The organism is Catellatospora sp. IY07-71 (assembly GCF_018326265.1).
GTDB lineage: Bacteria > Actinomycetota > Actinomycetes > Mycobacteriales > Micromonosporaceae > Catellatospora.
On record NZ_AP023360.1, the window covers coordinates 8,030,328 to 8,053,283 of the forward strand.

The 22,956-nt window shown below is 70.4% G+C and carries 21 protein-coding genes and 1 tRNA gene; 6 read left to right on the forward strand and 16 right to left on the reverse strand.

Features of this window, described 5'->3' with window-relative positions; all coding sequences use genetic code 11:
• The first annotated feature begins 272 nt into the window (after positions 1-272).
• The 4 genes from CS0771_RS35980 (at position 273) to CS0771_RS35995 (ending at position 4,746) form a co-directional block, all read left to right on the forward strand.
• A complete protein-coding gene (locus CS0771_RS35980; protein ID WP_212846238.1) occupies positions 273-1,067 on the forward strand; it encodes a class I SAM-dependent methyltransferase in 795 nt (264 codons plus the stop codon).
• 168 nt (positions 1,068-1,235) lie between these two features.
• A complete protein-coding gene (locus CS0771_RS35985) occupies positions 1,236-2,702 on the forward strand; it encodes an amino acid permease (protein WP_244871237.1) in 1,467 nt (488 codons plus the stop codon).
• Between the two features lie 175 nt (positions 2,703-2,877).
• The gene (locus tag CS0771_RS35990; protein WP_371821605.1) at positions 2,878-4,056 is read left to right on the forward strand and encodes a S8 family serine peptidase; all 1,179 of its coding nucleotides are present in this window, start codon (positions 2,878-2,880) and stop codon (positions 4,054-4,056) included.
• Positions 4,057-4,239: 183 nt separating this feature from the next.
• Positions 4,240-4,746 (forward strand): gluconokinase, encoded by a 507-nt coding sequence (locus tag CS0771_RS35995; RefSeq protein ID WP_244871238.1) that lies wholly within the window; start codon positions 4,240-4,242, stop codon positions 4,744-4,746.
• Positions 4,747-4,823: 77 nt separating this feature from the next.
• Here the strand turns inward: CS0771_RS35995 and polA are convergent, their stop codons facing one another.
• From polA to CS0771_RS36055, 12 genes are all read right to left on the reverse strand, one after another.
• Entirely contained in the window at positions 4,824-7,493 is a 2,670-nt protein-coding gene (polA, locus tag CS0771_RS36000; protein WP_212845137.1) for a DNA polymerase I, read from the reverse strand.
• A gap of 154 nt (positions 7,494-7,647) precedes the next feature.
• On the reverse strand, positions 7,648-8,031 hold the full coding sequence (locus CS0771_RS36005; RefSeq protein ID WP_212845138.1) for a PPOX class F420-dependent oxidoreductase: 384 nt from the start codon (positions 8,029-8,031) through the stop codon (positions 7,648-7,650).
• A gap of 107 nt (positions 8,032-8,138) precedes the next feature.
• Positions 8,139-8,912: an amino acid ABC transporter ATP-binding protein gene (locus CS0771_RS36010; protein ID WP_305835629.1), complete on the reverse strand. Its 774-nt coding sequence runs from the start codon at positions 8,910-8,912 to the stop codon at positions 8,139-8,141.
• Positions 8,909-9,886, reverse strand: coding sequence for an amino acid ABC transporter permease (locus tag CS0771_RS36015; protein WP_212845139.1), 978 nt, complete (start codon positions 9,884-9,886; stop codon positions 8,909-8,911). The genes CS0771_RS36010 and CS0771_RS36015 overlap by 4 nt, the downstream gene beginning before the upstream one ends.
• 3 nt (positions 9,887-9,889) lie before the next feature.
• Positions 9,890-10,780, reverse strand: a complete 891-nt coding sequence (locus CS0771_RS36020) for an ABC transporter substrate-binding protein (RefSeq protein WP_212845140.1) — start codon at positions 10,778-10,780, stop codon at positions 9,890-9,892.
• Positions 10,781-10,924: 144 nt separating this feature from the next.
• Positions 10,925-11,635, reverse strand: a complete 711-nt coding sequence (locus CS0771_RS36025; RefSeq protein WP_212845141.1) for an ABC transporter ATP-binding protein — start codon at positions 11,633-11,635, stop codon at positions 10,925-10,927.
• Entirely contained in the window at positions 11,625-12,404 is a 780-nt protein-coding gene (locus CS0771_RS36030; RefSeq protein ID WP_212845142.1) for an ABC transporter ATP-binding protein, read from the reverse strand. The genes CS0771_RS36025 and CS0771_RS36030 overlap by 11 nt, the downstream gene beginning before the upstream one ends.
• Complete coding sequence (locus tag CS0771_RS36035) at positions 12,397-13,482, reverse strand: branched-chain amino acid ABC transporter permease (RefSeq protein WP_244871447.1); 1,086 nt, start codon at positions 13,480-13,482, stop codon at positions 12,397-12,399. The genes CS0771_RS36030 and CS0771_RS36035 overlap by 8 nt, the downstream gene beginning before the upstream one ends.
• Positions 13,483-13,544: 62 nt before the next feature.
• Entirely contained in the window at positions 13,545-14,498 is a 954-nt protein-coding gene (locus CS0771_RS36040) for a branched-chain amino acid ABC transporter permease (RefSeq protein WP_212845144.1), read from the reverse strand.
• Positions 14,499-14,614: 116 nt separating this feature from the next.
• On the reverse strand, positions 14,615-15,775 hold the full coding sequence (locus CS0771_RS36045) for a branched-chain amino acid ABC transporter substrate-binding protein (RefSeq protein ID WP_212845145.1): 1,161 nt from the start codon (positions 15,773-15,775) through the stop codon (positions 14,615-14,617).
• A 174-nt stretch (positions 15,776-15,949) separates the two neighbouring features.
• Positions 15,950-17,128 carry a hypothetical protein gene (locus CS0771_RS36050; protein ID WP_212845146.1) on the reverse strand — a complete coding sequence of 393 codons (1,179 nt, stop codon included), beginning with the start codon at positions 17,126-17,128 and terminating at the stop codon, positions 15,950-15,952.
• Between the two features lie 34 nt (positions 17,129-17,162).
• Complete coding sequence (locus CS0771_RS36055; RefSeq protein ID WP_155374664.1) at positions 17,163-17,774, reverse strand: ANTAR domain-containing response regulator; 612 nt, start codon at positions 17,772-17,774, stop codon at positions 17,163-17,165.
• 101 nt (positions 17,775-17,875) lie between these two features.
• Between CS0771_RS36055 and CS0771_RS36060 the strand changes: the two genes are divergently transcribed.
• Together CS0771_RS36060 and CS0771_RS36065 are read left to right on the forward strand one after the other, a co-directional pair.
• Positions 17,876-17,949 (forward strand) — tRNA-Leu (locus CS0771_RS36060).
• Between the two features lie 49 nt (positions 17,950-17,998).
• Positions 17,999-18,754, forward strand: a complete 756-nt coding sequence (locus tag CS0771_RS36065) for a transcriptional regulator (RefSeq protein ID WP_212845147.1) — start codon at positions 17,999-18,001, stop codon at positions 18,752-18,754.
• 115 nt (positions 18,755-18,869) lie between these two features.
• Here CS0771_RS36065 and CS0771_RS36070 read toward each other — a convergent pair whose 3' ends face one another.
• From CS0771_RS36070 to pyk, 4 genes are all read right to left on the reverse strand, one after another.
• Positions 18,870-19,772, reverse strand: a complete 903-nt coding sequence (locus CS0771_RS36070) for a sulfite exporter TauE/SafE family protein (RefSeq protein WP_212845148.1) — start codon at positions 19,770-19,772, stop codon at positions 18,870-18,872.
• Positions 19,773-19,887: 115 nt separating this feature from the next.
• Positions 19,888-20,322, reverse strand: a complete 435-nt coding sequence (locus CS0771_RS36075) for an Rrf2 family transcriptional regulator (protein WP_212845149.1) — start codon at positions 20,320-20,322, stop codon at positions 19,888-19,890.
• A 159-nt stretch (positions 20,323-20,481) separates the two neighbouring features.
• Positions 20,482-21,360, reverse strand: a complete 879-nt coding sequence (locus CS0771_RS36080) for an acyl-CoA thioesterase II (protein WP_212845150.1) — start codon at positions 21,358-21,360, stop codon at positions 20,482-20,484.
• Between the two features lie 53 nt (positions 21,361-21,413).
• Complete coding sequence (gene pyk, locus CS0771_RS36085) at positions 21,414-22,871, reverse strand: pyruvate kinase (RefSeq protein ID WP_212845151.1); 1,458 nt, start codon at positions 22,869-22,871, stop codon at positions 21,414-21,416.
• Positions 22,872-22,956 lie beyond the last annotated feature (85 nt).

Here is a 22,956-nt window from a genome sequence, read left to right on the forward strand (position 1 = left end):
CTCCATGCCGAGAACCGCGGACGTGCGAGTGCATCGAACAGCTTACCGTGCCCATTACCACACGACGCAACCCCACCCCTCCCGTGACGCTCCCCTCTTCCTGATTCGCGGGAATCCATGGGGATTCTGGGCAGAATGTCTGCTGCGTCACACCCGGCCGAGGGTCCCCCGAGCGGGGCTCGTACGCTGATCCGGTGGAGATCGAGTCTGCCGGTGACGACGAGTTCGACGTCCTCGACGACGTTGAAGGGTACGCCGACACCGGTCCCGGAGTGACCCGCCGCGTGGTCACCGCCGCCGAGAACCGGCACGCCTCGCGCGGCTGGTGGGACGCCGACGCCGACAACTACCAGGCCGAGCACGGCGACTTCCTGGGCGAGGCCGACTTCGTCTGGTGCCCGGAGGGCCTGCGCGAGGCCGACGCGAAACTGCTCGGCGACGTGGCCGGCCGCCGCGTGCTGGAGCTGGGCTGCGGCGCCGCCGCCTCGGCCCGCTGGCTGGCCGGGCAGGGCGCGCACGTGGTGGCGATGGACCTGTCGGCGGGCATGCTGCGCCACGCCCGCGACGCGGCGAAGGCCACCGGCATCGAGGTGCCGCTGGTGCAGGCCGACGCCGCCGCGCTGCCGTTCGCCGACGGGGCGTTCGACATCGCCTGCACCGCGTTCGGGGCGGTGCCGTTCGTGGACGATTCGGCGCTGGTCATGCGCGAGGTGCACCGGGTGCTCAAGCCCGGCGGCCGGTGGGTGTTCTCGGTCACCCACCCGATGCGCTGGATCTTCCTGGACGACCCGACCGAGGGCGGGCTGCGCGCGGTGCACTCGTACTTCGACCGCCGCCCGTACGTGGAGTACGACGAGACGGGCGCGGCCACGTACGTCGAGCACCACCGGACCATGGGCGACCGGCTGCGGGAGCTGGTCGGCGCCGGCTTCACCCTGGTCGACCTGATCGAGCCGGAGTGGCCCGAGGGCCACGAGCAGATCTGGGGCCAGTGGTCCCCGCTGCGCGGCCGCCTGTTCCCCGGCACCGCCGTCTTCGTGTCGGAGAAGGCCGCCGCCCCGCGCTGACCGCGGCCCGCGTCAAGAAGGGCACCTTCTGCTACGTATAGCGATAAGAAGGTGCCCTTCCTTGCGTGCAATTGCAGTTTCGGCGAAAGGGCGCGCGGGGTGGGGCGGCGGGCGCATGATCAGGGCGTGGCGACTGGGATATTCCGGACAAAGCGTGTCGAAGCCGAGATGGCCGAGACCATCGAGCCGGAACACAGACTCAAGAAGAACCTGACCACACTCGACCTGATCATCTTCGGCGTCGCCGTGATCATCGGCACCGGCATCTTCGTGCTGACCGGCCGCCAGGCCGCGGTCAACGCCGGCCCGGCGATCGTGATCTCGTTCGTGGTGGCCGGTGTGGTCTGCGCCCTGGCGGCGCTCTGCTACGCGGAGCTCGCCTCGACCGTGCCGGTCGCGGGTTCGGCCTACACGTACTCATACGCGACCATGGGCGAACTCGTCGCCTGGATCATCGGCTGGGACCTGGTGCTCGAGTTGGGCCTCGGCGCGGCGGTGGTCGCCCGCGGCTGGTCGGCGTACCTGCAGAACCTGCTCAGCCTGCCCACCTGGATGGCGGGCGAGAAGGCGATCCCCGACTTCGGCGCGATCCTCATCGTCGCGGCCGTCACCACCCTGGGCGTGATCGGCACCAAGCTGTCCAGCCGGGTGTCCGGCGTGCTGGTCGCCATCAAGGTGGCCGTGGTGCTGCTGGTGATCGTCGTGGGCGCGTTCTTCATCAAGTTCGCCAACTACAAGCCGTTCATCCCGCCGACCCAGCCGGCCGCGGAGACGGGGGCGAGCGTCTGGCACACCCCGCTCTCGCAGCTGCTGCTCGGCATCGAACCCGTGCACTTCGGCATCCCCGGCATCCTGGCCGCGGCCGCGATCGTCTTCTTCGCCTACATCGGGTTCGACATCGTGGCGACCACCGCCGAGGAGGTGCGCAACCCGCAGCGGGACATGCCGCGGGGCATCATCGGCTCGCTGCTGATCTGCACCCTGCTGTACGTGCTGGTCTCCCTCGTGATCACCGGCATGGTCAACTACACGCAGCTGGCCGTGGACGCGCCGCTGGCACACGCCTTCGACGTGGTGGGCCAGCCGTGGGTGGCCAAGCTCATCTCGCTCGGCGCGATCTGCGGCATCACCACCGTGGTGCTGGTGCTGCTGCTCGGCCAGGTCCGCGTGCTGTTCGCGATGTCCCGCGACGGCCTGCTGCCGGTCGGCATGGCCAAGGTGCACCCGCGCCACGGCACGCCGTACCTGATCACCATCGGCACCGGTGTGGTGGTCGCGCTGCTGGCCGCGTTCATCTCGCTGGAGAAGCTGTCCGAGCTGGTCAGCATCGGCACCCTGTTCGCCTTCTTCGTGGTGGCGATCGGCGTGATCGTGCTGCGCAAGACCCGGCCCGACCTGCACCGCCCGTTCCGGGTGCCGTGGGTGCCGGTGATCCCGATCCTCGCCGCCCTGGCCAGCCTGTACCTGATGCTCAACCTGCCGGTGGACACCTGGGTCCGGTTCGTGATCTGGATGCTGCTCGGCTTCGTCATCTACTTCGTCTACAGCTACCACCACAGCCGCGAGCGGCCCGGCGTCAAGTACGACGCCGTCCACGCCCGCACGTACGAGGAGGGTGAGGGCCCCAAGCCCTGACGCTCGCTCCGCTTCGGAGGTGCCGCGCCGGCCGGCGCGGCACCTTTCTTTTGCCCACATCCATTGATTCTTGTAACACTGTCTATGTACTCTCCGAGCCAGTTGCCGCCCAAACAGGGCGGCACCTGGTTATGGGGAGGAAGACGTGTCACCCTCACGGCCCTGGCGTGCCCGCCTGCTCACCTTCGGCGCGATCGCCGCCACCACCCTGGCCACCGCCGTGGCCCTGCCGTCCCCCGCGCTCGCCGCGGGCGCGCCCTACCGCGCCGTCCCGGTGCCGATCACGGCGCCCGCCGCCGACGGCACCAGCACCGTGATCCCCGGCGCCTACCTGGTCACCTTCCGCCCCGGCGCGGACCCCCAGGTGGCGCTGCGCGCGCTCAAGGCCACGTCCCGGCTCGACCTCGGCCGGGCGCTCAACGGGTTCGCCGCGAACCTGACCGCCAAGCAGGTCGGCGAGCTGCAGCACAGCGCCGACGTGCAGTCCATCGAGCGCGACGCGTGGCACCACGGCGTGCTCGACACCACCCAGAACAACCCGCCGTCCTGGGGCATCGACCGCATCGACCAGAGCGCGCTGCCGCTGTCGGCGAGCTACACCTACACCGCGACCGGCGCGGGCGTGCACGCGTACATCATCGACTCGGGCGTGGACGCGTCCCACCCGAACTTCGGCAACCGCGCGCAGTTCAACTACAACTCGATCGACAGCAACAACACCGACTGCAACGGCCACGGCACGCACGTCGCGGGCACCATCGGGTCCACCTCGTACGGCGTCGCCAAGGGCGCCACGCTGCACGGCGTGAAGTGGCTCAACTGCTCCGGCAGCGGCACCACCTCCAGCGCCGTCGCGGCCGTCAACTGGGTCACCAACAACCACGTCAAGCCCGCCGTGGCGAACACGTCGTGGAACATGACCTACAGCTCCACCCTGGCGACCGCGCTGACCAACATGATGAACAGCGGCGTCTTCCTGGCCACCTCGGCGGGCAACACCGGCGGCAACTCCTGCGACCGGCTGCCGCGCAACCTCACCGCCTCGCTCGTCGTCGCCGCGACGACCCGGACCGACGCGCGGGCCAGCTACTCCTCCATCGGCACCTGCGTCGACATCTACGGCCCCGGCTCGGCCATCGTGTCCACCCTGCCCGGCAACACCACCGGCAGCTACAACGGCACCTCGATGTCCACCCCGCACGCCGCCGGCATCGCGGTCCTCTACAAGGCCACCTACGGCGACACCAGCCAGGCCACCCTGCACGCCTGGATCATCAACAACGCCACCACCGGCGTCGTCACCGGCTCCCTCTCCGGCACCCCCAACCGCCTCCTCAACAAACGCGCCCTCTGACCCACCACCCCGGGGGCCGGCCCACCCACCCGGCCCGGCCCCCTCTTTCCCGTCGATCATGAACTTATGGCCGTGTTCGACGGCGTGTCACCGCCCTAACTTCATGATCGACGGGAGGGTGGGGCGGAGGCGGCGGGTGTGGCGGGAAGAGTGGTGCACGGCGCGGGTGGGTAGTGTCACGGCGTGAGCACCTCCGTCCTCGTCATGGGAGCCTCCGGCAGCGGCAAGACCACGGTCGGCACCCAGATCGCCAAAGGCCTCGGCGCGGTTTTCGCCGACGGCGACGACCTGCACCCCCAGGCCAACATCATGAAGATGTCGGCCGGCATCCCGCTGACCGACGAGGACCGCGAGCCGTGGCTGCGCCGCTGTGCCGACTGGCTGGGCCGGCAGCAGGACGCGGGCGTGGACGCGGTGCTGGCCTGCTCGGCGCTGAAGCGGTCCTACCGCGACGTGCTGCGCGAAGCCGCGCCCGGCCTGCGCATCGTCTACCTGGACGGCTCGCGGGAGCTGCTGGCGTCCCGGCTGTCGCACCGCCCCGGCCACTTCTTCAACCCGCGCCTGCTCGACTCGCAGCTGGCCGACCTGCAGCCGCCCGGCGCCGCCGAGAACGCCATCGTCGTGCCGATCACCCTCACCCCGGACGAGATCATCGACCGCGCGGTCGCGGAGCTGTCCCGCCCCTCATGACCGAAGCCCCCTTCCCGGCGCGGGAAGAGGGCTTCGATCATCGGTGACGCGTGCGGGGCGCGCTCACGGCCTGCGGCTCAGTGGTCGGCCTCGTTCCAGTCGTGGCCGGCGCCGACCGAGACCTCCAGCGGCACCGACAGCTCGACCGCGCCGCCCATCTCGCGGCGCACCAGCTCCTCCAGCGCCTGCCGCTCGCCGGTGGCCACCTCGAACACCAGCTCGTCGTGCACCTGCAGCAGCATCCGGGACGCCATGCCCGCCTCGCGCAGCGCCCGGTCCACGTTCAGCATGGCCAGCTTGATGACGTCGGCGGCCGAGCCCTGGATGGGGGCGTTGAGGGCCATCCGCTCGGCCATCTCCCGGCGCTGCCGGTTGTCGCTGGTCAGGTCGGGCAGGTAGCGGCGGCGGCCGAGGATCGTCGCGGTGTAGCCGTCCTTGCGGGCCTGGTCGACGATCTCGCGCAGGTAGTCGCGCACCCCGCCGAAGCGGGCGAAGTAGTCCTCCATCAGGCCCGTCGCCTCCGCGGTGGAGATACCCAGCTGCTGCGACAGCCCGTACGCCGACAGGCCGTACGCCAGCCCGTACGACATCGCCTTGATCCGGCGGCGGTGCTCGGCGCTGACCTCCTCGGTGGCGAACACCTTCGACGCGACCGTGGTGTGCAGGTCCTCGCCCGACGCGAAGGCCTCGATCAGGCCCTCGTCGCGCGACAGGTGCGCCATGATGCGCATCTCGATCTGGCTGTAGTCGGCCGTCAGCAGCGACTCGAAGCCCGGCCCGACCACGAACGCGCGGCGGATGCGCCGGCCCTCCTCGGTGCGGATAGGCACGTTCTGCAGGTTCGGGTCGGTGCTGGACAGCCGGCCCGTCGCGGCGACCGTCTGGAAGAACGTGGTGTGGATGCGCCCGTCGTCGCTGACCGACTTGAGCAGGCCGTCCACCGTGGTCTTCAGCTTGGCCACGTCGCGGTGGCGCAGCAGGTGCTCCAGCAGCGGGTGCTGGGTCTGCGCGAACAGCCACTGCAGCGCGTCGGCGTCGGTGGTGTACCCCGTCTTGATCTTCTTGGTCTTGGGCAGGTTCAGCTCGCCGAACAGGATCTCCTGCAGCTGCTTGGGCGAGCCCAGGTTGAACTCCCGGCCCACCACCGCGTACGCGGCCTGCGCCGCCGCCTTCACCTCACCGGCGAACTGCGCCTCCAGCTCGGTCAGGTAGTCGGTGTCGGCGGCGATGCCGGTGCGCTCCATCGCGGCCAGCACCGGCACCAGCGGCTGCTCCACGTCGGCCAGCAGCCGCTGCCCGTCGCCGCGCGACAGCTCCCCGGCCAGCGCCTCGACCAGGTCCAGCGTGGCGCGAGCGCGCAGCATCAGCGCCTGCTCGGCGGCGTGGTCCGGGGTGCCGTCGCCGAAGTCCAGCGCCAGCTGGCCGGAGTCCTCCGGCTTCTCCGCGCGCAGCTCGCGGTGCAGGTAGCGCACGGCCAGGTCGGCCAGGTCGTAGGAGCGCTGGTCGGGACGGGCCAGATACGCCGCCAGCGCGGTGTCGTGGGTGAGCCCGGCCAGCTGCCAGCCGCGCGCCGCGAACGCCAGCAGCACCGGCTTGGCGTCGTGCAGCACCTTGGGCCGCGACGCGTCGGCCAGCCAGGCGGCCAGCGCGGCGTCGTCGGCCGCGTCCAGCGCCGCCGGGTCGACCCATACCGCGGCGTGGTCGGCGGCCAGCGCCAGGCCGGTCAGCGTGCCGGTGCCCCGGCCGAACGTGCCCGCCACGGCGACTCCGACCGGGCCGGTGGCCTGCTCGGACAGCCACGCGGCCAGCGCGCCCGGCTCGGTCAGCACGGTGCCGTCGATGTCGAAGCCGGCCTCGACCTCCGGCTCGGCCGTGTCGAGGTACTGGTACAGCCGGTCGCGCAGGACGCGGAACTGCAGCGTGTCGAACACCTGGTGCACGGCCTCGCGGTCCCAGGTGGTCCAGTGCGAAGCGGGCACCGCCAGCGGCAGCTCCAGGTCGTCGCGCAGCAGGTTGAGCTGGTGGTTGCGCATCACCCCGGCCAGGTGCTCGCGCAGGCTCTCCCCGGCCTTGCCCTTGATCTCGTCGACCCGGGCGATGACGCCGTCGAGCCCGTCGTACTGCGTGATCCACTTGGCCGCGGTCTTCGGGCCCACGCCGGGCACGCCCGGCAGGTTGTCGCTGCTCTCGCCGACCAGCGCGGCCAGGTCGCGGTAGCGCTCCGGGGGCACGCCGTACTTCTCCAGCACCGCCGCCGGATCCATCCGGGCCAGGTCGGACACGCCCTTGCGCGGATACAGCACCGTCACGTCGTCGGTGACCAGCTGCAGCGCGTCCCGGTCACCGGTGCAGATCAGCACCTTCATGCCGGCCTCGCGCCCCTGCCGGGCCAGCGTCGCGATCAGGTCGTCGGCCTCGTATCCCGCCAGCTGCACATGAGAGATGCGCAACGCGTCCAGCACCTCCTGGACCAGGCTCACCTGCCCCTTGAAGTCGCTGGGCGTCTCCGACCGGCCCGCCTTGTACTCGGCGTACTGCTCGGTCCGGAACGACTGCCGCGACACGTCGAACGCGACCGCGACATGCGTCGGCCGCTCATCCCGCAGCACGTTGATCAGCATCGACGTGAACCCGTACACCGCATTGGTGGGCTGCCCCGTCGAGGTATTGAAGTTCTCCACCGGCAGCGCGAAGAACGCCCGATAAGCCAGCGAGTGCCCATCAAGCAGCAGCAGCGTCTCAGTCACCCGACGAGCTTATGCCCTACCCCCGACGCCCTCCCCCACGCACCGCCCCGCGCCCCTTTCGGGGTTGATCATGAACTTATGGGCGTGCTCGACGGCGTGTCCCTACCCCGGCGCCGTGATCACCGGCCTGCGTGGGGCGCGCACGGCGCCGCGGTCAGGCGGCCGGGTCGGTGATGCGGACGCCGATGGTGCCGTCGAGGCCGCGGCGGATGCGGCTGCCCCAGAGGGTGAGGCGGCCGAGGAGGCCGTACTTCTTGATGAGCAGGTGGCGGACTGCGGCGGTCTCGTCTGGGCCGAGGAGCCTGGCGCGGGCGGGGATGGTGGGGCCGGTGACCTTGCCGCGCACGTCGCAGTCGCTGATGGTGACCTTGCTGCTGCGGCGCAGGCGCTTGACCTTGCCGCTGTCGGTCACCGTCCACACGTAGATGTCGGCGCCGTCGCGGACCGCCCACACCGGGGTCGGCACGGCCCGCCCGTCCTTGCGGAACGTGGTGACCAGCAGATAGTTGCCGAATTCGAGATCCGCGACGGTAGGCATGCGCTCACCCTAACGGCCCGGCCGCCCGCCGTCGATCACGGTGCCGGGGTAGGGACACGCCGCCGAACACGTCCATAAGTTCATGATCAACCCCGGCAGGGCGCGGGTCAGAGGACCTTGGACAGGAAGTCGCGGGTGCGGGGGTGTTGGGGGTTGGTGAGGACTTCGCGGGGGTGGCCGGATTCGACTACGACGCCGCCGTCCATGAAGATGAGCTGGTCGCCTACCTCGCGGGCGAAGCCGATCTCGTGGGTGACGACGACCATGGTCATGCCGGAGCGGGCGAGGTCCTTCATGGCGTCCAGGACGTCGCCGACGAGTTCGGGGTCGAGGGCGCTGGTGGGCTCGTCGAAGAGCATCAGTTTGGGGTCCATGGCCAGGGCGCGGGCGATGGCCACGCGCTGCTGCTGGCCGCCGGACAGCTGCGAGGGGTAGTTGCCGGCCTTGTCGGCCAGGCCCACGCGGGAGAGCAGCTCCATGCCGCGGCGCCAGGCCTGCGCCCTGGTCTGGCCTTTGACCTGGGTGGGGGCCTCGACGACGTTCTCCAGGGCGCACATGTGCGGGAACAGGTTGAAGCGCTGGAAGACCATGCCGATCTCGCGGCGCTGCGCGGCGACGTCCCGGTCGTGCAGCTCGTAGAGCTTGTCGCCCTTCTGCCGGTATCCGATGAGGTTGCCGTCGACCCAGATCCGCCCGGAGTCGATCTTCTCCAGGTGGTTGATGCAGCGCAGGAGGGTGGACTTGCCGGAGCCGGACGGGCCGAGCACGACGCAGACGTTGCCGCGCGGCACGGTGACGTCGATGCCGCGCAGCACCTGCACGTGCCCGAAGGACTTGTGCACGTTCTCGGTGCGGACCATGGGCTCGGCGGAGTGCGTCATGGCAGTTCCGGCTTTCCTCCGTGCTCGGCGGCGAGGCCTTCGAGCTTCAGCTTGGCCGCGCCGCTGCGGCCGTAGCCGCGGGCGAACCGGCGCTCCAGGAAGTACTGCCCCACCAGCAGGATGCTGACCAGGAACAGGTACCAGAGGATCGCGGCGACGTACATCGGGAAGATCTGGAAGGTGCGCTTGCCGATCGCGTCGAGCTGGAAGAACAGCTCGGCGGTGACCGGTACGGCGATCAGCAGCGAGGTGTCCTTGAGCATCGCGATGGTCTCGTTGCCGGTGGGCGGGATGATCACGCGCATGGCCTGCGGCAGGACGACCCGCCGCAGCGCCTTGCCGCGGCTCATGCCCAGCGCCGTGGCGGCCTCCTCCTGGCCGGGGTCGACCGACAGCATGCCGGCCCGCACGATCTCGGCCATGTACGCGGCCTCCGACAGCGCCAGGCCGAGCACGCCGACCGCGAACCCGCTGAGGATGTCCCGCGTGGTGAAGCCGAGGAAGCGCCAGTTCGCGTCCTCGACCCCGAACAGCCTGCCGATGTACACGTCGAACGGCACGCCGATCTCCAGGCGCGGCCACAGCAGCCCCAGGTTGCCCATGACGGTCAGCAGGACCAGGCGCGGCACGGCCCGGAAGAACCAGGTGTACACCCACGACGCGCCGCGCAGGATCGGGTTCTCCGACAGCCGGCACACCGCCACCACGATGCCCAGCAGCACACCGATGATCATGGCCAGCACCGTGATGCTGACGGTGCCCCACAAGCCCTTGATGACCGGCGGCCGGAACATGTTCTCGAACATGAACGGCCAGTTGAAGGCCTTGTTCGTGAAGAGCATGTGCACGAACATCGCGGCGAGCACCGCGATCACCGCGATCGCGACCCACCGTCCCGGGTGCCGGACCGGGATGGCCTTGATCGGGTCGGCCTGCCGCGGCTCCGGCGTGGCCGAGGGCGTCGGCTCGGACATGGCCTACGGGTTGATCTGCGAGCTGGGCACGGCGCCGGCCTGCACGCCCCACTGTTCGAGGATCTTCGCGTAGGTGCCGTTCTGGATCAGCTCGTTGACCGCCGCCTGCAGCGCCTGGGCGAGCTGGGCCTGGTCGTTGTTCACCACGTAGCCGTAGGGCGCGGCGTCGTACACGTCGCCGATGACCTCCAGCTGGCCGTTGGACTGCTTGACCGCGTACGCGGTGATGGGCGAGTCGGCGAGCATCGCGTCGTCCTTGCCGGTGACCACGGAGTTGGCCACCTGGTCCTGGCCCGGGTACGGGCTGACGACCACGGCGGGCTTGCCCGCCGCGACGCACGCCTCGGAGCGCTTGGCGATGTCCTCGGCCTGGACGGTGTCGCGCTGCACGGCGATGCGCTTGCCGCACGGGTTGTTCGGGTCGATCCCGGCCGGGTTGCCGGCCTTGACGGCCCACTGCGTGCCCGCGTTGAAGTAGGTCACCATCTGGGACTGCTTCTTGCGCTCGGGGTTGACCGTGAACGAGGAGACGCCGACCTCGTACTTGCCCGACTGCACGCCCGGGATGATGTCGCCGAACGTGGCGGGCTGCACCTCGACCTGCAGCCCGAGCGTCTGCGCCACGGCCTTGAACAGGTCGATGTCGAAGCCGATCACGGTGCTGCCGTCCTCGGCGAGGAACTCGTTCGGGGCGTAGGTCGCGTCCGTGCCGACCAGGATCTTGCCGTCTGACTTGATCGCGTCCGGGACCATCGCCGCCAGGGTCGGGTTGACCGAGACGGACGGGGCGGCGCCGGTCGGGGTGCCCGACGGCTCGCCACCGCCGCCGCAGCCGCCGGCGGCCAGCGCGAGAGCGATCGCTCCGACCGGAATCAGTCTCTTGAGCACATCCATCCCCTTTGCGTACCGTGTGATGATTCACGGTAACGCAAAGTGAGTTCAGGGCAGGTCGGTTCGGCCCATGAGCGCCCACAGCGCGGCGGCCCGCCGCCCGGCTCCCAGAGAGCCGTGGCGACGGGCCGCCGTCGTCCTCGCGGATCAGGCCACGCCGAGGTAGGCCGCCTTCACGGCCGGGTCGTGCAGCAGGTCGGCGCCCGAACCCTCCTTGACGATGTTGCCCGTCTCCAGCACGTACGCCCGGTGCGCCCGCGACAGCGCCTGCTGGGCGTTCTGCTCCACCACCAGCACCGTGGTGCCCTGCTGGTTGATCTCCGTGATGATGTTGAAGATCTGCTGGATCAGCATCGGCGCCAGGCCCATCGACGGCTCGTCGAGCAGCAGCAGCTTCGGCCGGCCCATCAGCGCCCGGCCCACGGCCAGCATCTGCTGCTCGCCGCCGGACAGGGTGCCGCCCGCCTGCTTGATGCGCTCCTTCAGCCGCGGGAACAGGGTGAACACCCGCTCCATGTCCTCGGCGATCCCGGCGGCGTCGCGGCGCATGTACGCGCCCATCTCCAGGTTCTCCTTCACCGTCATACCGGGGAACACGCCCCGGCCCTCCGGTGACTGGCAGATGCCCTTGACCACCCGCAGGTCCGCGCGGACCTTGCTGATGTCCTCGCCCTGGAAGCGGATCGCGCCCGACGAGATGGCCCGCAGGCCGGAGATGGCCCGCATCGTCGTCGACTTGCCGGCGCCGTTCGCGCCGATCAGCGCGACGACCTCGCCTTCGTTGACGTGGATGCTGATGCCGTGCAGCGCCTTGATCCGCCCGTAGTGCAGCGTGACATTGTCGATCTCAAGCAGCATCGGGGACTCCCAGGTACGCGGCGACCACCTTCGGGTTGTCCCGGACCTCGGCCGGGGTGCCCTCGGCGATCTTCTTGCCGAACTCGAGCACGACGATCCGGTCCGTCACGCCCATGACCAGCCGCATGTCGTGCTCGATGAGCAGCACGGTCACGCCCGAGTCACGGATCTTGCGGATCAGCTCGAGCAGCGCCACCTTCTCCGCCGGGTTGAAGCCGGCGGCCGGCTCGTCCAGGCAGAGCAGGGTCGGGTCGGTGGCCAGCGCCCGCGCGATCTCCAGGCGGCGCTGGTCGCCGTAGGGCAGGTTGCGGGCCAGCTCGTGCGTGCGGCCCTTGATGCCCACGAACTCCAGCAGCTCCTCGGCACGCTTGATGCCGCGGCGCTCCTCCTGCCAGAAGCGCGGCAGGCGCAGCATCGCGCTGGGCACGCTGCCGCGGTTGTGCGCGTCAGCGCCCACCTGCACGTTCTCCAGCGCCGTCATCTCCGGGAAGAGACGGATGTTCTGGAAGGTGCGGGCGATGCCCATCTTCGTGATCTTGTGGCGCTTCTTGCCGCTGATCCGCTGCCCCCGGAACCGGATGGCGCCGTCGGTCGGCAGGTAGACGCCGGTCATGGCGTTGAAGCAGGTGGTCTTGCCGGCCCCGTTCGGGCCGATCAGGCCGAGGATCTCGCCCTCGTAGAGGGTGAAGTCCACCTTGTCCAGCGCCACCACGCCGCCGAAGCGGAGCGTGACGTTGTCGACCTCCAGGAGAGGCTTGCGCTCACTCACCGACGGCCACCTCCTTCTGACGGTCCTTGATCTCGGCTTCCCGGCGGCGGTTGGGCCAGATGCCCTGCGGCCGGAAGATCATCATGACGATGAGCACGAGACCGAAGATCAGGTACCGGTACTCCGTGGTGTTGATGTCCAGGCCGAGGAAGCCGCCGAGCCCGCGCAGCCACTCCGGCACGTACGCGACGAGGAAGCCGCCCAGGATCGCGCCCGGGATGCTGCCCGCGCCACCAAGGATGACCGCGGCCAGCACCAGGATGGAGTTCTCCAGGCTGAACGTCGTCGAGTTCATGAAGTTGACCTTGCTGGCCCACAGCGCGCCCGACAGGCCGCCGATGGTGGCGCCGATCGCGAACGCCCACAGCTTGAACTTGAACGTCGGCACGCCCATCAGCTCGGCCGCGTCCTCATCCTCACGGATCGAGACCCAGGCCCGGCCCACCCGGCTGCGCGCCAGGTTCCGCACCCCGAACACCACCAGGACGATGACCGTGAGCACCAGCCAGTAGTACGGCTTCGGGTCGACGAAGCCGAAGATCGGCTCGCCGCCGATCTCGCCCGGCGGGTGCGGAATGGCCGAGATGCCCCGGTCGCCGCCGAGCACCCACTCCGACTGCACCGCGATGACGCGGATCATCTCGGCGAAGCCCAGCGTCACGATGGCCAGGTAGTCCCCGCGCAGCCGCAGCGTCGGCCAGCCCAGCAGCACACCGGTCAGCGCCGTCACCACGATGGCCATCGGCAGCGCCGCCAGCCACGGCCACGGGCTCTCCAGCCAGTGGTAGTCCGTGATCAGCTTGCTGGCCGGCGAGGTCAGCAGCGCCATGGTGTACGCGCCGACCGCGAAGAAGCCGAAGTAGCCCAGGTCCAGCAGGCCCGCGAAACCGACGACCACGTTGAGGCCGATCGCCAGCAACACGAAGATCGCGGCGTCGAAGAGCACGGTGCCGAAGTCGGAGCTGAACGTCACCAGCGGGTTGTAGAAGCCCGGCGGGTCGGCGAACCAGCCCAGCGGCATCAGGTAGAACAGCGCCACGAGCGCGGTGATCGCGGCCCAGCGCCCAGGCTTGGACATCGCGTTCAGCTTGCCGGTGAAGCCCTTGGGCTCCGGCGCGCCGTTCTTGATCTGCACGTCGGTCATGCGCGGGCCCTCCCCAGCGACTCACCCAGGATGCCGGTGGGACGGAACATCAGCACCGCGATCAGCACCACGAAGGCGACCAGGTCGCGGAACTGGGTGCCGACGAGCGCCGACGCGTAGTTCTCCACCAGGCCCAGCAGCAGGCCGCCGAGCACGGCGCCGCGCAGGTTGCCGATACCGCCGAGCACCGCGGCGGTGAAGGCCTTCAGGCCGAACAGGAAGCCCAGGTTGAACTTCGTGAAGCCGTACTTGAGGTTGGCGAACACCGCGGCCACACCGGCCATCACACCACCGATGAGGAACACCAGGCCGATGACGCGGCCCTTGTTCACACCCATCAGGGCGGCGCTGTCCGGGTCCTGCGCGACGGCACGCACACCCCGGCCGAGCCGGGTGTTGTTGATGAACCAGTCCAGCCCGACCAGCATCACCAGGGCACCCACGACGATCACGATCTGCACCGGGGTGATCTCCGCGCCCAGGATCGTGAACAGCGGCTTGTTCGACACCAGTTCCGGCATGTTGCCGTACGGCGCGCGGTCGGTCGCGATGCCGATGATCTCCATGATCACGAACGAGGCGCCGATGGCGCTGATCAGGAAGGCCAGCGGCGGCGCGTTGCGTTTACGCAGCGGCCGGTAGGCGGTCAGCTCGACCGCGACCGCCGTCGCCGACGACACCGCGACCGCGGCCAGCAGGCCCGCGATCAGCACGCCCGCGCTGATCAGAACGCCGGAGGGGGACAGGTTCTGGTTGAACCCGAGCGCGTTCCAGGTCCACATGGCGGCGAAGGTGCCGACCATGAAGACCTCGGAGTGTGCGAAGTTGATGAGGCGCAGTACGCCGTAGACGAGGGTGTAGCCGAGAGCGACGAGTGCGTAGATGGCGCCCTGGGTCAGCCCCGTTGTGGTGAGCTCCGGAAAATTCCGGAACAGCTCGGAGAAATCCACGTGGTGCTCCTGATATGAGGGCCGAAGGGGTCGTGGCCGGGACTGTGAAACCAGCACCCGGCCACGACGATCAGACTTCCGTAGGCATTACCAACCGGTCAGCCGACCGGAGCGGGTCAGCCCTTCGGGATCTCCACCTTCGGCACGACAGCGCCGCCCTTGACCTCGAACGCCCACACCAGAACCTGGGTCGGGTCGAGCTCGCCGTTCTTCTCGAACTTGTACGTCACACCGGTGGCGGCACCGGTGCCGTTGTAGCCGTCGATGAAGGCCAGCATGTCGGCACGGTTGGTCTTGCCCGCCTTGATGCCCTCGAGGAAGATCTTGGCGATGTCGTACGACACGTCGGCGTAGGTGCCCGGCTCGGCGTTGATCAGAGCCTTGTAGTCCGCCACGAACGAGCCCTTGGCCGAGGTGGCCGGGGCGCACGGGCAGGTCAGCACGGTGCCCTCGGCGGCCTTGTCGCCCGCGACCTTGATGAAGTTCGCGTCGTTCACGCCGTCACCGGCGACCATGGTGCCGGTCCAGCCGGCGGCCTTCGCCTGCTTGAGCAGCAGACCGGCCTCGGTGTAGTAACCACCGAAGAACAGGACGGTCGCGCCCGAGGCCTTGATCTTGGCCACGGTGGCCGCGAAGTCGACCTGCTTGACCTGGACCTTGTCCTGGCCGGCCACGGTGCCCAGCACCTTGACGACCTCGGTGGCCAGACCCGTGCCGTACGCGGACTGGTCGTCGACGACGTAGACCTTCTCGGCCTTCAGGACGTCCTTGATGTAGCGGCCGGCCGCCGGGCCCTGGGCCAGGTCGTTGCCCACGCCACGGTGGAAGACGCCCCAGTCCTTGTCGCTCAGCGACGGACGGGTCGCCGACGGGGTGATGATCGGCAGGTTGGCGCCCTTGAAGGTGTCCAGGCTCGCCTCGGTCTCACCCGAGAACGCCGGGCCGACCAGGCCGATGACCTTGGTGTCGCCGGCGGCCTTGGTGGCCAGCGCCGGGGCCTTGGCCGGGTCACCCTGGGAGTCGTACTCCTCCAGCGCGACCTTGCAGTCGGCGTTCTCCTTGTTGTACTGCTCAAGCGCGAGCTTGACACCATTGCGCATGTGAATGCCGAGACCGGCCGCGTCGCCCGTCAGGGCGCCGAAGAAGCCGAGCTTCAGGTCGCACACCTTCGAACCGGCGCCCGGCGTGGCGTCGTCCGACTTGCATGCCGCGGCACCACCGGCGACGAGCGCCAGAACGGCGACGCCTCCGAGCACCCGTGCGAGTTGCTGCCTCAAGGCTGGAACCCTCCTCCATCGAAGATCCGGCCACCTCTCAGCCGACGTGGCTGCGGGGACACCGGACCAGACCGTGTACCACGATCTGGGCTGGGACGTTATCCCAGTCACAGCCCAATCGGTAAGACCCCGCTGGCAGGTTGACCCAACCGTTACTTGTGTCGCGGACGGCGGTCACCTGCTGGAAGCTGTCACATCCGGCGCCAGGTCCATGATCCACACCCGGCTGTTCACCCCGTCGTCGGCCAGCAGCACCACCCGCCGCCCCGCCGCGGCCACCGCCGCCGCCGCGTCCCCGCGCGCGGGCAGCTCCCCCGGCAGCTCCACCCCGGTCCACCGGCCGCTCGCCGACCCCAGCCACAGCCCGAATCGCAGCTCATCGGCCACCAGCGCCAACACGCCCGCGTCCGCCGGAGCCAGCCCTGCCACCCGGGCCACCGGCCCGCCCGTCGCACCGAACCCGCCCGCGTCCTGCCAGCCGCCGTCCACCAGCCGCCACGCCCCGAACACGTCCCCGCGCAGACCCGCCGCGTACGGCACCCCATCGACCCGGGTCACCCGCTGGAACTCCTCGTACCCGTCCGTCGCCGGACCCGGCACCCGCGACCAGGTCAGCCCATCGGGTGACGTCCAGCCCAGCGCGTCCCGGTCCACCCGGCCCGGCCGGGTCAGCGAACCCACCAGCAGCCAGCCGCCGTCCCCCGCCAGCACGTCCGCGGCCGCCGTCCGGCCCCGCTCGTCCGCGGCCAGCTCCGGCACCCCCTCGTGCAGGGCGAAGTCCGTCGCGTCCGGCGAGGACCAGAACGCCGCACCCGCCTTGCGGTTGCCCGCGATCCCCCAGCCCCGCGGACCGCCCGCGATCCGGGCGACGTTCACCGCGTCGTTGCCGCCGTACAGCACGTACGCCGCGGTCATCTCCGTGAGCGCGCCGTTCGGCGCCGTGTACCAGCTGCTCACCCGGGGATTGCCGTGCGCGCCGCCGCTCTTCGCGCCGATCGCGGCCAGTCGGCCGTCCGCGCAGCCCGCCGCGTAGAGGACGGACAGCTCGCCGTACCCACCGGGGCGCAGCGGAGCCAGCGTGACCGTCGCCCACTGCCGCCCGTCGCCGCTGGTCCAGGCCGCGGGCCGGGTCGCGCCCGCGGCGTCCAGCACCCCGCCCACCACGAACCAGCGGCCACCGCAGGTCACCGCGTCACGCAGCAGCGCCCGTCCCGGAGCGCCCGGGGCGGGCGGCAGCGACACCGGCTCCCACGAGGGGCGCAGCGGTTTCGGCGGGGCGGGCGGCGCCTGCGTGCACGCGGCGAGCGCGGCCAGCAGAACGGCACCGGCGACGATCCCCCGATTCAAGCGCATCGCTCGATCGTAGGAGCGCCGGGCGCCCGAGTCACTACTCGGCGGACTCCGCGGCGGCGGCCTCGACGATGATCCGCTCGGCGACCTCGCGCATCGTCAGGCGGTGATCCATCGCGGTGCGCTGGATCCACTTGAACGCCTGCGGCTCGTTCATGCCGTACTGCGTCATCAGCGCGCCCTTGGCCCGCTCCACCGCCTTGCGGGTCTCCAGCCGGTCGTTGAGGCCGGCGACCTCCGCCTCCAGCGCCGCCACCTCGGCGAAGCGGGAAAGCGCGATCTCGATGGCCGGCACGAGGTCGCTCTGCTGGAACGGCTTCACCAGGTACGCCATCGCGCCCGCGGCACGCGCCCGCTCCACCAGGTCCCGCTGGCTGAACGCGGTCAGGATGATCACGGGGGCGATGCGCGCGCCGGCGATGCGCTCGGCGGCGGCCAGACCATCCATGATCGGCATCTTGATGTCCAGGATGCACAGGTCGGGGTGCAGCTCCTCGGCCAGCTTCACCGCGGTCTCGCCGTCACCGGCCTCGCCGACCACGTCGTAGCCCTCCTCGCCGAGCATCTCGGCCAGGTCCAGCCTGATCAGCGCCTCGTCCTCCGCGATCAGCACGCGCTTGCGCGCGACACCAGCCTGCTTCTCGGTCACCGGAACCACTACCCCCACACCACGAGCCAACCTTGACACGCCTAATCCGGGTGTCACTGGCATCAGCCTAGTAGGTACGCTAATGCCTGCCGCACTCCACGGTCCCCGTATCCCAATCGGTAGAGGAACGGAGCTCAAACCTCCGACAGTGTGGGTTCGAATCCCACCGGGGGCACTTTGCACACTTCAGCGCCGTGTCGTACCGACCGTCCAGACTGACGTACGTGCATCCGCTGTCCGTGCGAGCCACCGCCCGCGACCTCCATCGCAGCGGCCTGACCATCGCCGAGGTCTCCCGACGGCTCGGACTGTGCTATCACACGGTCTCGGTCTGGTGCCGCCGGTCGATGCCCACCGACGCGGTGCCCGACCGCAGCCGCGACCGGTGCCCTCGGTGCCAGGAGCCACCTGGACCGCCCGGCGACCCGGCCGCCTACGCCTACCTGCTCGGGTTGTATCTCGGCGACGGATATCTGGCGCTCGGCGCACGGGTGCCGGTGCTGCGGATCGCCTGCGCCGACGCATACCCGCAGATCATGGACGAATGCGAGCGGGCGATGCGAGCCGTGCTCGCCCGCAGCGTGTCGCGGGTGCACGCGATCGGCTGCACCGCCGTGCAGAGCGTCGCCAAGCACTGGCCATGCCTGCTGCCGCAGGCGGGCCGGGGCCGCAAGCACGAGCGGCCGATCACACTGGCGCTGTGGCAGCGCGATGTAGTCATCGGGCACCCCGGCTACTTCGTACGCGGGCTGTTCCACTCCGACGGCTGCCGTTCGATCAACCGCGTCACCGTGCGCGGCAAGACCTACGAGTACCCGCGCTACCTGCTCGCCAACGAGTCCGCCGACATCCTCGGGCTGGCCGGCTGGGCGCTGGACCTGCTCGGCGTCGCCTGGCGGCTCAACCGCCGCAACTCGCTGTCCGTCGCGCGCCGCGACGCCGTCGCCCTGCTGGACCAGCACGTCGGCCCCAAGTCCTGATCCGGCCCGGCCACGCCGAAGCGGGGTGTGCACGGCATGGCGCCGCACACACCCCGTACACCTTCCTAGGAATCCAGTCTGAAAGCTGTGCCCGGACGAAGGGCTCCCGCGCCGGTCAGGCGGCGGGCACCAGCTCCGGCTCGGGCGCGATCTCCGGCGCGACGGCGCGGGTACGCCGCCAGGCCCGCACCGCGAAGGACAGCGCGACCGCCCACGCCGCGAGCACCAGCGGGTACGCGTACACCCCCAGCTCGCCCTCCACCCCGGCGACCCGCAGCAGGCTGCGCGTGTTCACCAGGATGATCAGCCCGCCCACGAACGCGCCGAGCAGCTGCGCGGGCACGTGCCGGACCAGCCACGCGGCGAGCGGCGCCGCGATCACCCCGCCGACGAGCAGCGCCGCGACGGTCGGCAGCACGAAGCCCTCGGACCCGAGCCCGATGAGGAAGCCCACGGACGCGGCACCCGCGACGAGGAACTCGGACGCGCCGACGGACCCGATGACCTTGCGGGGTTCCATGCTGCCCGAGGCGAGCAGCGTGGGCGTGGCGACGGGGCCCCACCCTCCCCCGCCGGTGGCGTCGATGAAGCCGGCGAACAGGCCGAGCGGGCTGAGGAAGCGGGTGGGCAGCGGCCGGGGCCGGGTGGGCCGCAGTGGCCGGGCGAACCGGATGAGCAGGTACATGCCGAGCGCGAGCAGGATGCCGGCGGTCCACGGGATGGCGGCTTCGGTGGAGATGCTGCTGAGCACGGTGGCGCCGGCGAACGCGCCGACGGCGCCCGGCAGGGCGATGTTGCGGACGACGCGCCAGTCGACGTTGCCGAAGCGCCAGTGGGCGATGCCGGAGGCGAGCGTGGTGCCGACCTCGGCGAGGTGTACGGAGGCGGAGGCGGTGGCCGGTGAGATGCCGGCGACGAGGAGCAGGGTGCTGGAGGTGACGCCGTACGCCATGCCGAGGGCGCCGTCGACGAGCTGGGCGGCCAGGCCCACCAGCGCCATGATCAGCAGTTTCCGCACCCTATGCCTCCTACTGATCCCCTGAACCCGGTATTTCCGACCAGTTTAATAGGAATGGTAGGCGAAGCAAGATGCGGTTGTTAATTTCTGGCGAAACGGCGTTGTCGGGTAGCTGTCAGCCGGCCGCGAGCGGCAGCTGCGCGGCCACCTCGTCCGGCAGCATCCCGGTGACCACGTGCGCGATGGTGACCCGGGTCAGGATGCGGCGCTCGGACTCGTCCACCGCCGTCCACACCCGCTGCAGCGCCTGCACCGCGCCGGGCGCGTCGGGCAGCGCGGCGCGCGGCGAGCCGAGCGGCCCGTCGATCACCTCGATGACCTCGACCAGCGTGATCTGCTCGGCGGGCCGGGCGAGCCAGTAACCGCCCTCCGGCCCGCGCTGGGCGAAGACGATGCCGCCGCGGCGCAGCTGCAGCAGGATGCTCTCGCAGAACTTCGGCGGGATCTCCTGCGCGCGGGCGATGCGCTCGGAGGTGACGGGGCCGTCGCCGGCGGAGGCGAGTTCGATCACGGCGCGCAGCGCATAATCGACGCGGGCGGACAGTCGCATGACCCGATTATCGCCCGCCCGGATCACTCCCCTGCCCCACTCGTCGCCATGATCACATCGATCTTGCGCGAACTGTTAGCCATTTGCCCGATTTAGGCGAGTCGCACCCACAGTTGATGCAAGATCGACGCGCCACGGCGGTCGACGCGCCACGGCGCCTCACGCGCCGACGGGGCGGAGCAGGCCCTCCTGGGCGGCGGTGGCGATGTGGCGGCCGTCGCGGGTGAACATGCGGCCGGTGGCCAGGCCGCGGCTGCCCGACGCGCTCGGGCTGGCGCAGTCGTAGAGGAACCACTCGTCGGCGCGGAAGGGGCGGTGGAACCAGAGGGCGTGGTCGAGGCTGGCGCCGATGACGCCGCCGGGGCCCCATACCTCGCCGTGCACCGACAGGACCGCGTCGAGCAGGGTCAGGTCGGACATGTACGTCAGCGTGCAGGCGTGCAGCAGCGGGTCGTCGGGCAGCTTGCCGTCCAGGCGCATCCAGACGCGCTGCTGGTCGTTGGCCACGCGCTTGCCGGGGCGGACCCAGCCGGGCTCGTCGACGTAGCGCACGTCCATGGGGCGGGGCAGGATCTTCCAGATCCCGAGGCGCTCCGGGTACGGCGCGAGCCGGTCGGACATGGTGGGCAGCTCGTCGGGGCCGGGCACGTCGGCCGGGGCGGGGTCGTGGTGGTCCAGCCCCTCCTCGCGCACCTGGAACGAGGCGGACATCAGGAAGATCGGCTTGCCGCGCTGCATGGCCACGGAGCGGCGGACGGAGAACGAGCGGCCGTCGCGGATCTTCTCGACGTGGTAGTCGATGGGTTCGGTCATGTCCCCGGCCCGCACGAAGTATCCGTGCAGCGAGTGCACGTGGCGGGACGGGTCGACGGTGCGCCCGCCGGCGACGAGGGCCTGCGCCGCGACCTGGCCGCCGTACACCCGGGGCGGGCCGATCGGCGGGTTCTGGCCCCGGAAGACGAGTTCGTCGACCGGGGCCAGGTCCAGCAGCTCGACCAGGTTGTCCACGGCGGCCTGGCCGGTGATGGGCTCCGTCATGTCACTTCCGTTCGCGCGGGCGGGGCGCGGCGGGCGCCCCGGTCGCGCTCACCCTAGCCCTGGGCAGGCTGCGCGGGCTGCGCCAGGGTCTGCGGCATGGCCAGCGAGCCGAGCTGGTGTACGCGCAGGGTGTTGGTGGAGCCGGGGGTGCCGGGCGGGCTGCCCGCGACGACCACCACGTAGTCGCCGACGCCGGCCCGGCCGAGGCTGAGCAGCCGCTCGTCGACCTGCCGGAACATGTCGTCGGTGTGGTGCACGAACGGCATGAGGAAGGTCTCCACGCCCCAGGAGAGCGCGAGCTGGTCGCGCACCGCCGGCTCGGGGGTGAAGGCGAGCAGCGGCAGCTCGCAGTGCAGGCGGGCGAGCCGGTGCACGGTGTCGCCGGTGACGGTGAAGGCCACCAGGGCCTTCGCGCCGACGGCGCGCGCGATCTGCGAGGCGGCCACGGTGAGCGCGCCGCCGCGGGTGCGGGGGTCGTGCTGCAGCCGGGGCACGGAGATCTGCCCGGCCTCGGTGGTCGCGATGATCTTCGCCATGGTGCTGACGGTGAGCACCGGGTACTTGCCGACGCTGGTCTCGCCGGAGAGCATCACGGCGTCGGCGCCGTCGAGCACGGCGTTGGCGACGTCGGAGGCCTCGGCGCGGGTCGGGCGCGAGTTCTCGATCATCGAGTCGAGCATCTGGGTGGCCACGATGACCGGCTTGGCGTACTCGCGGCCGAGCTGGACGGCGCGCTTCTGCACCAGCGGGACCTGGTCGAGGGGGAGCTCGACGCCGAGGTCGCCGCGGGCGACCATGAGGCCGTCGAAGGCGTCCACGATGGCCTCGAGGTTGTCCACCGCCTCGGGCTTCTCGATCTTCGCGATGACGGGCCGGACGACGCCGACCTCGTGCATGATCGCGTGCACCAGCTTGATGTCCTCGGGCGAGCGCACGAAGGACAGGGCGATCAGGTCGACGCCGAGCTGCAGCGCGAAGCGCAGGTCCTCGGCGTCCTTGTCGGACATGGCGGGCACGGAGACGGCCACGTTCGGCAGGGAGACGCCCTTGTTGTTGGAGACCGGCCCGCCCTCGATGACGAGGCAGCGGATGTCCGGCCCGGTAACCCCCGTCACCTCGACGGCGACCTTGCCGTCGTCGATGAGCAGGCGGTCGCCGACCTTGACCTCGGCCGGCAGCTTCCGATACGTACAGGAGACCCGGTCGGCCGTGCCAAGGATGTCGTCGCTGGTGATGACAACACTGTCACCGGTACGCCACTCGTGGGGGCCGTCCGCGAACTTGCCAAGTCTGATCTTGGGGCCCTGCAGGTCGGCCAGCGTCGCGACAGCCTTGCCGGTGGCGGCCGACACCTCACGGACCCGCAGGTAGGCCTGCTCGTGGTCGGCGTGGGAGCCGTGGCTGAAGTTCATGCGGGCGACATCCATCCCGGCCTCGACGAGCCCGCGGAGGCGCTCGGGGGACCAGGTGGCGGGGCCGAGAGTACAGACGATCTTTGCGCGGCGTGTCACGACGGGCAAGCCTAGTCCTCTGATGTGACCTACGTTGCAACGGGGCGACACTGTCTCGACAAATGCGCGATACACGCGGGAGACT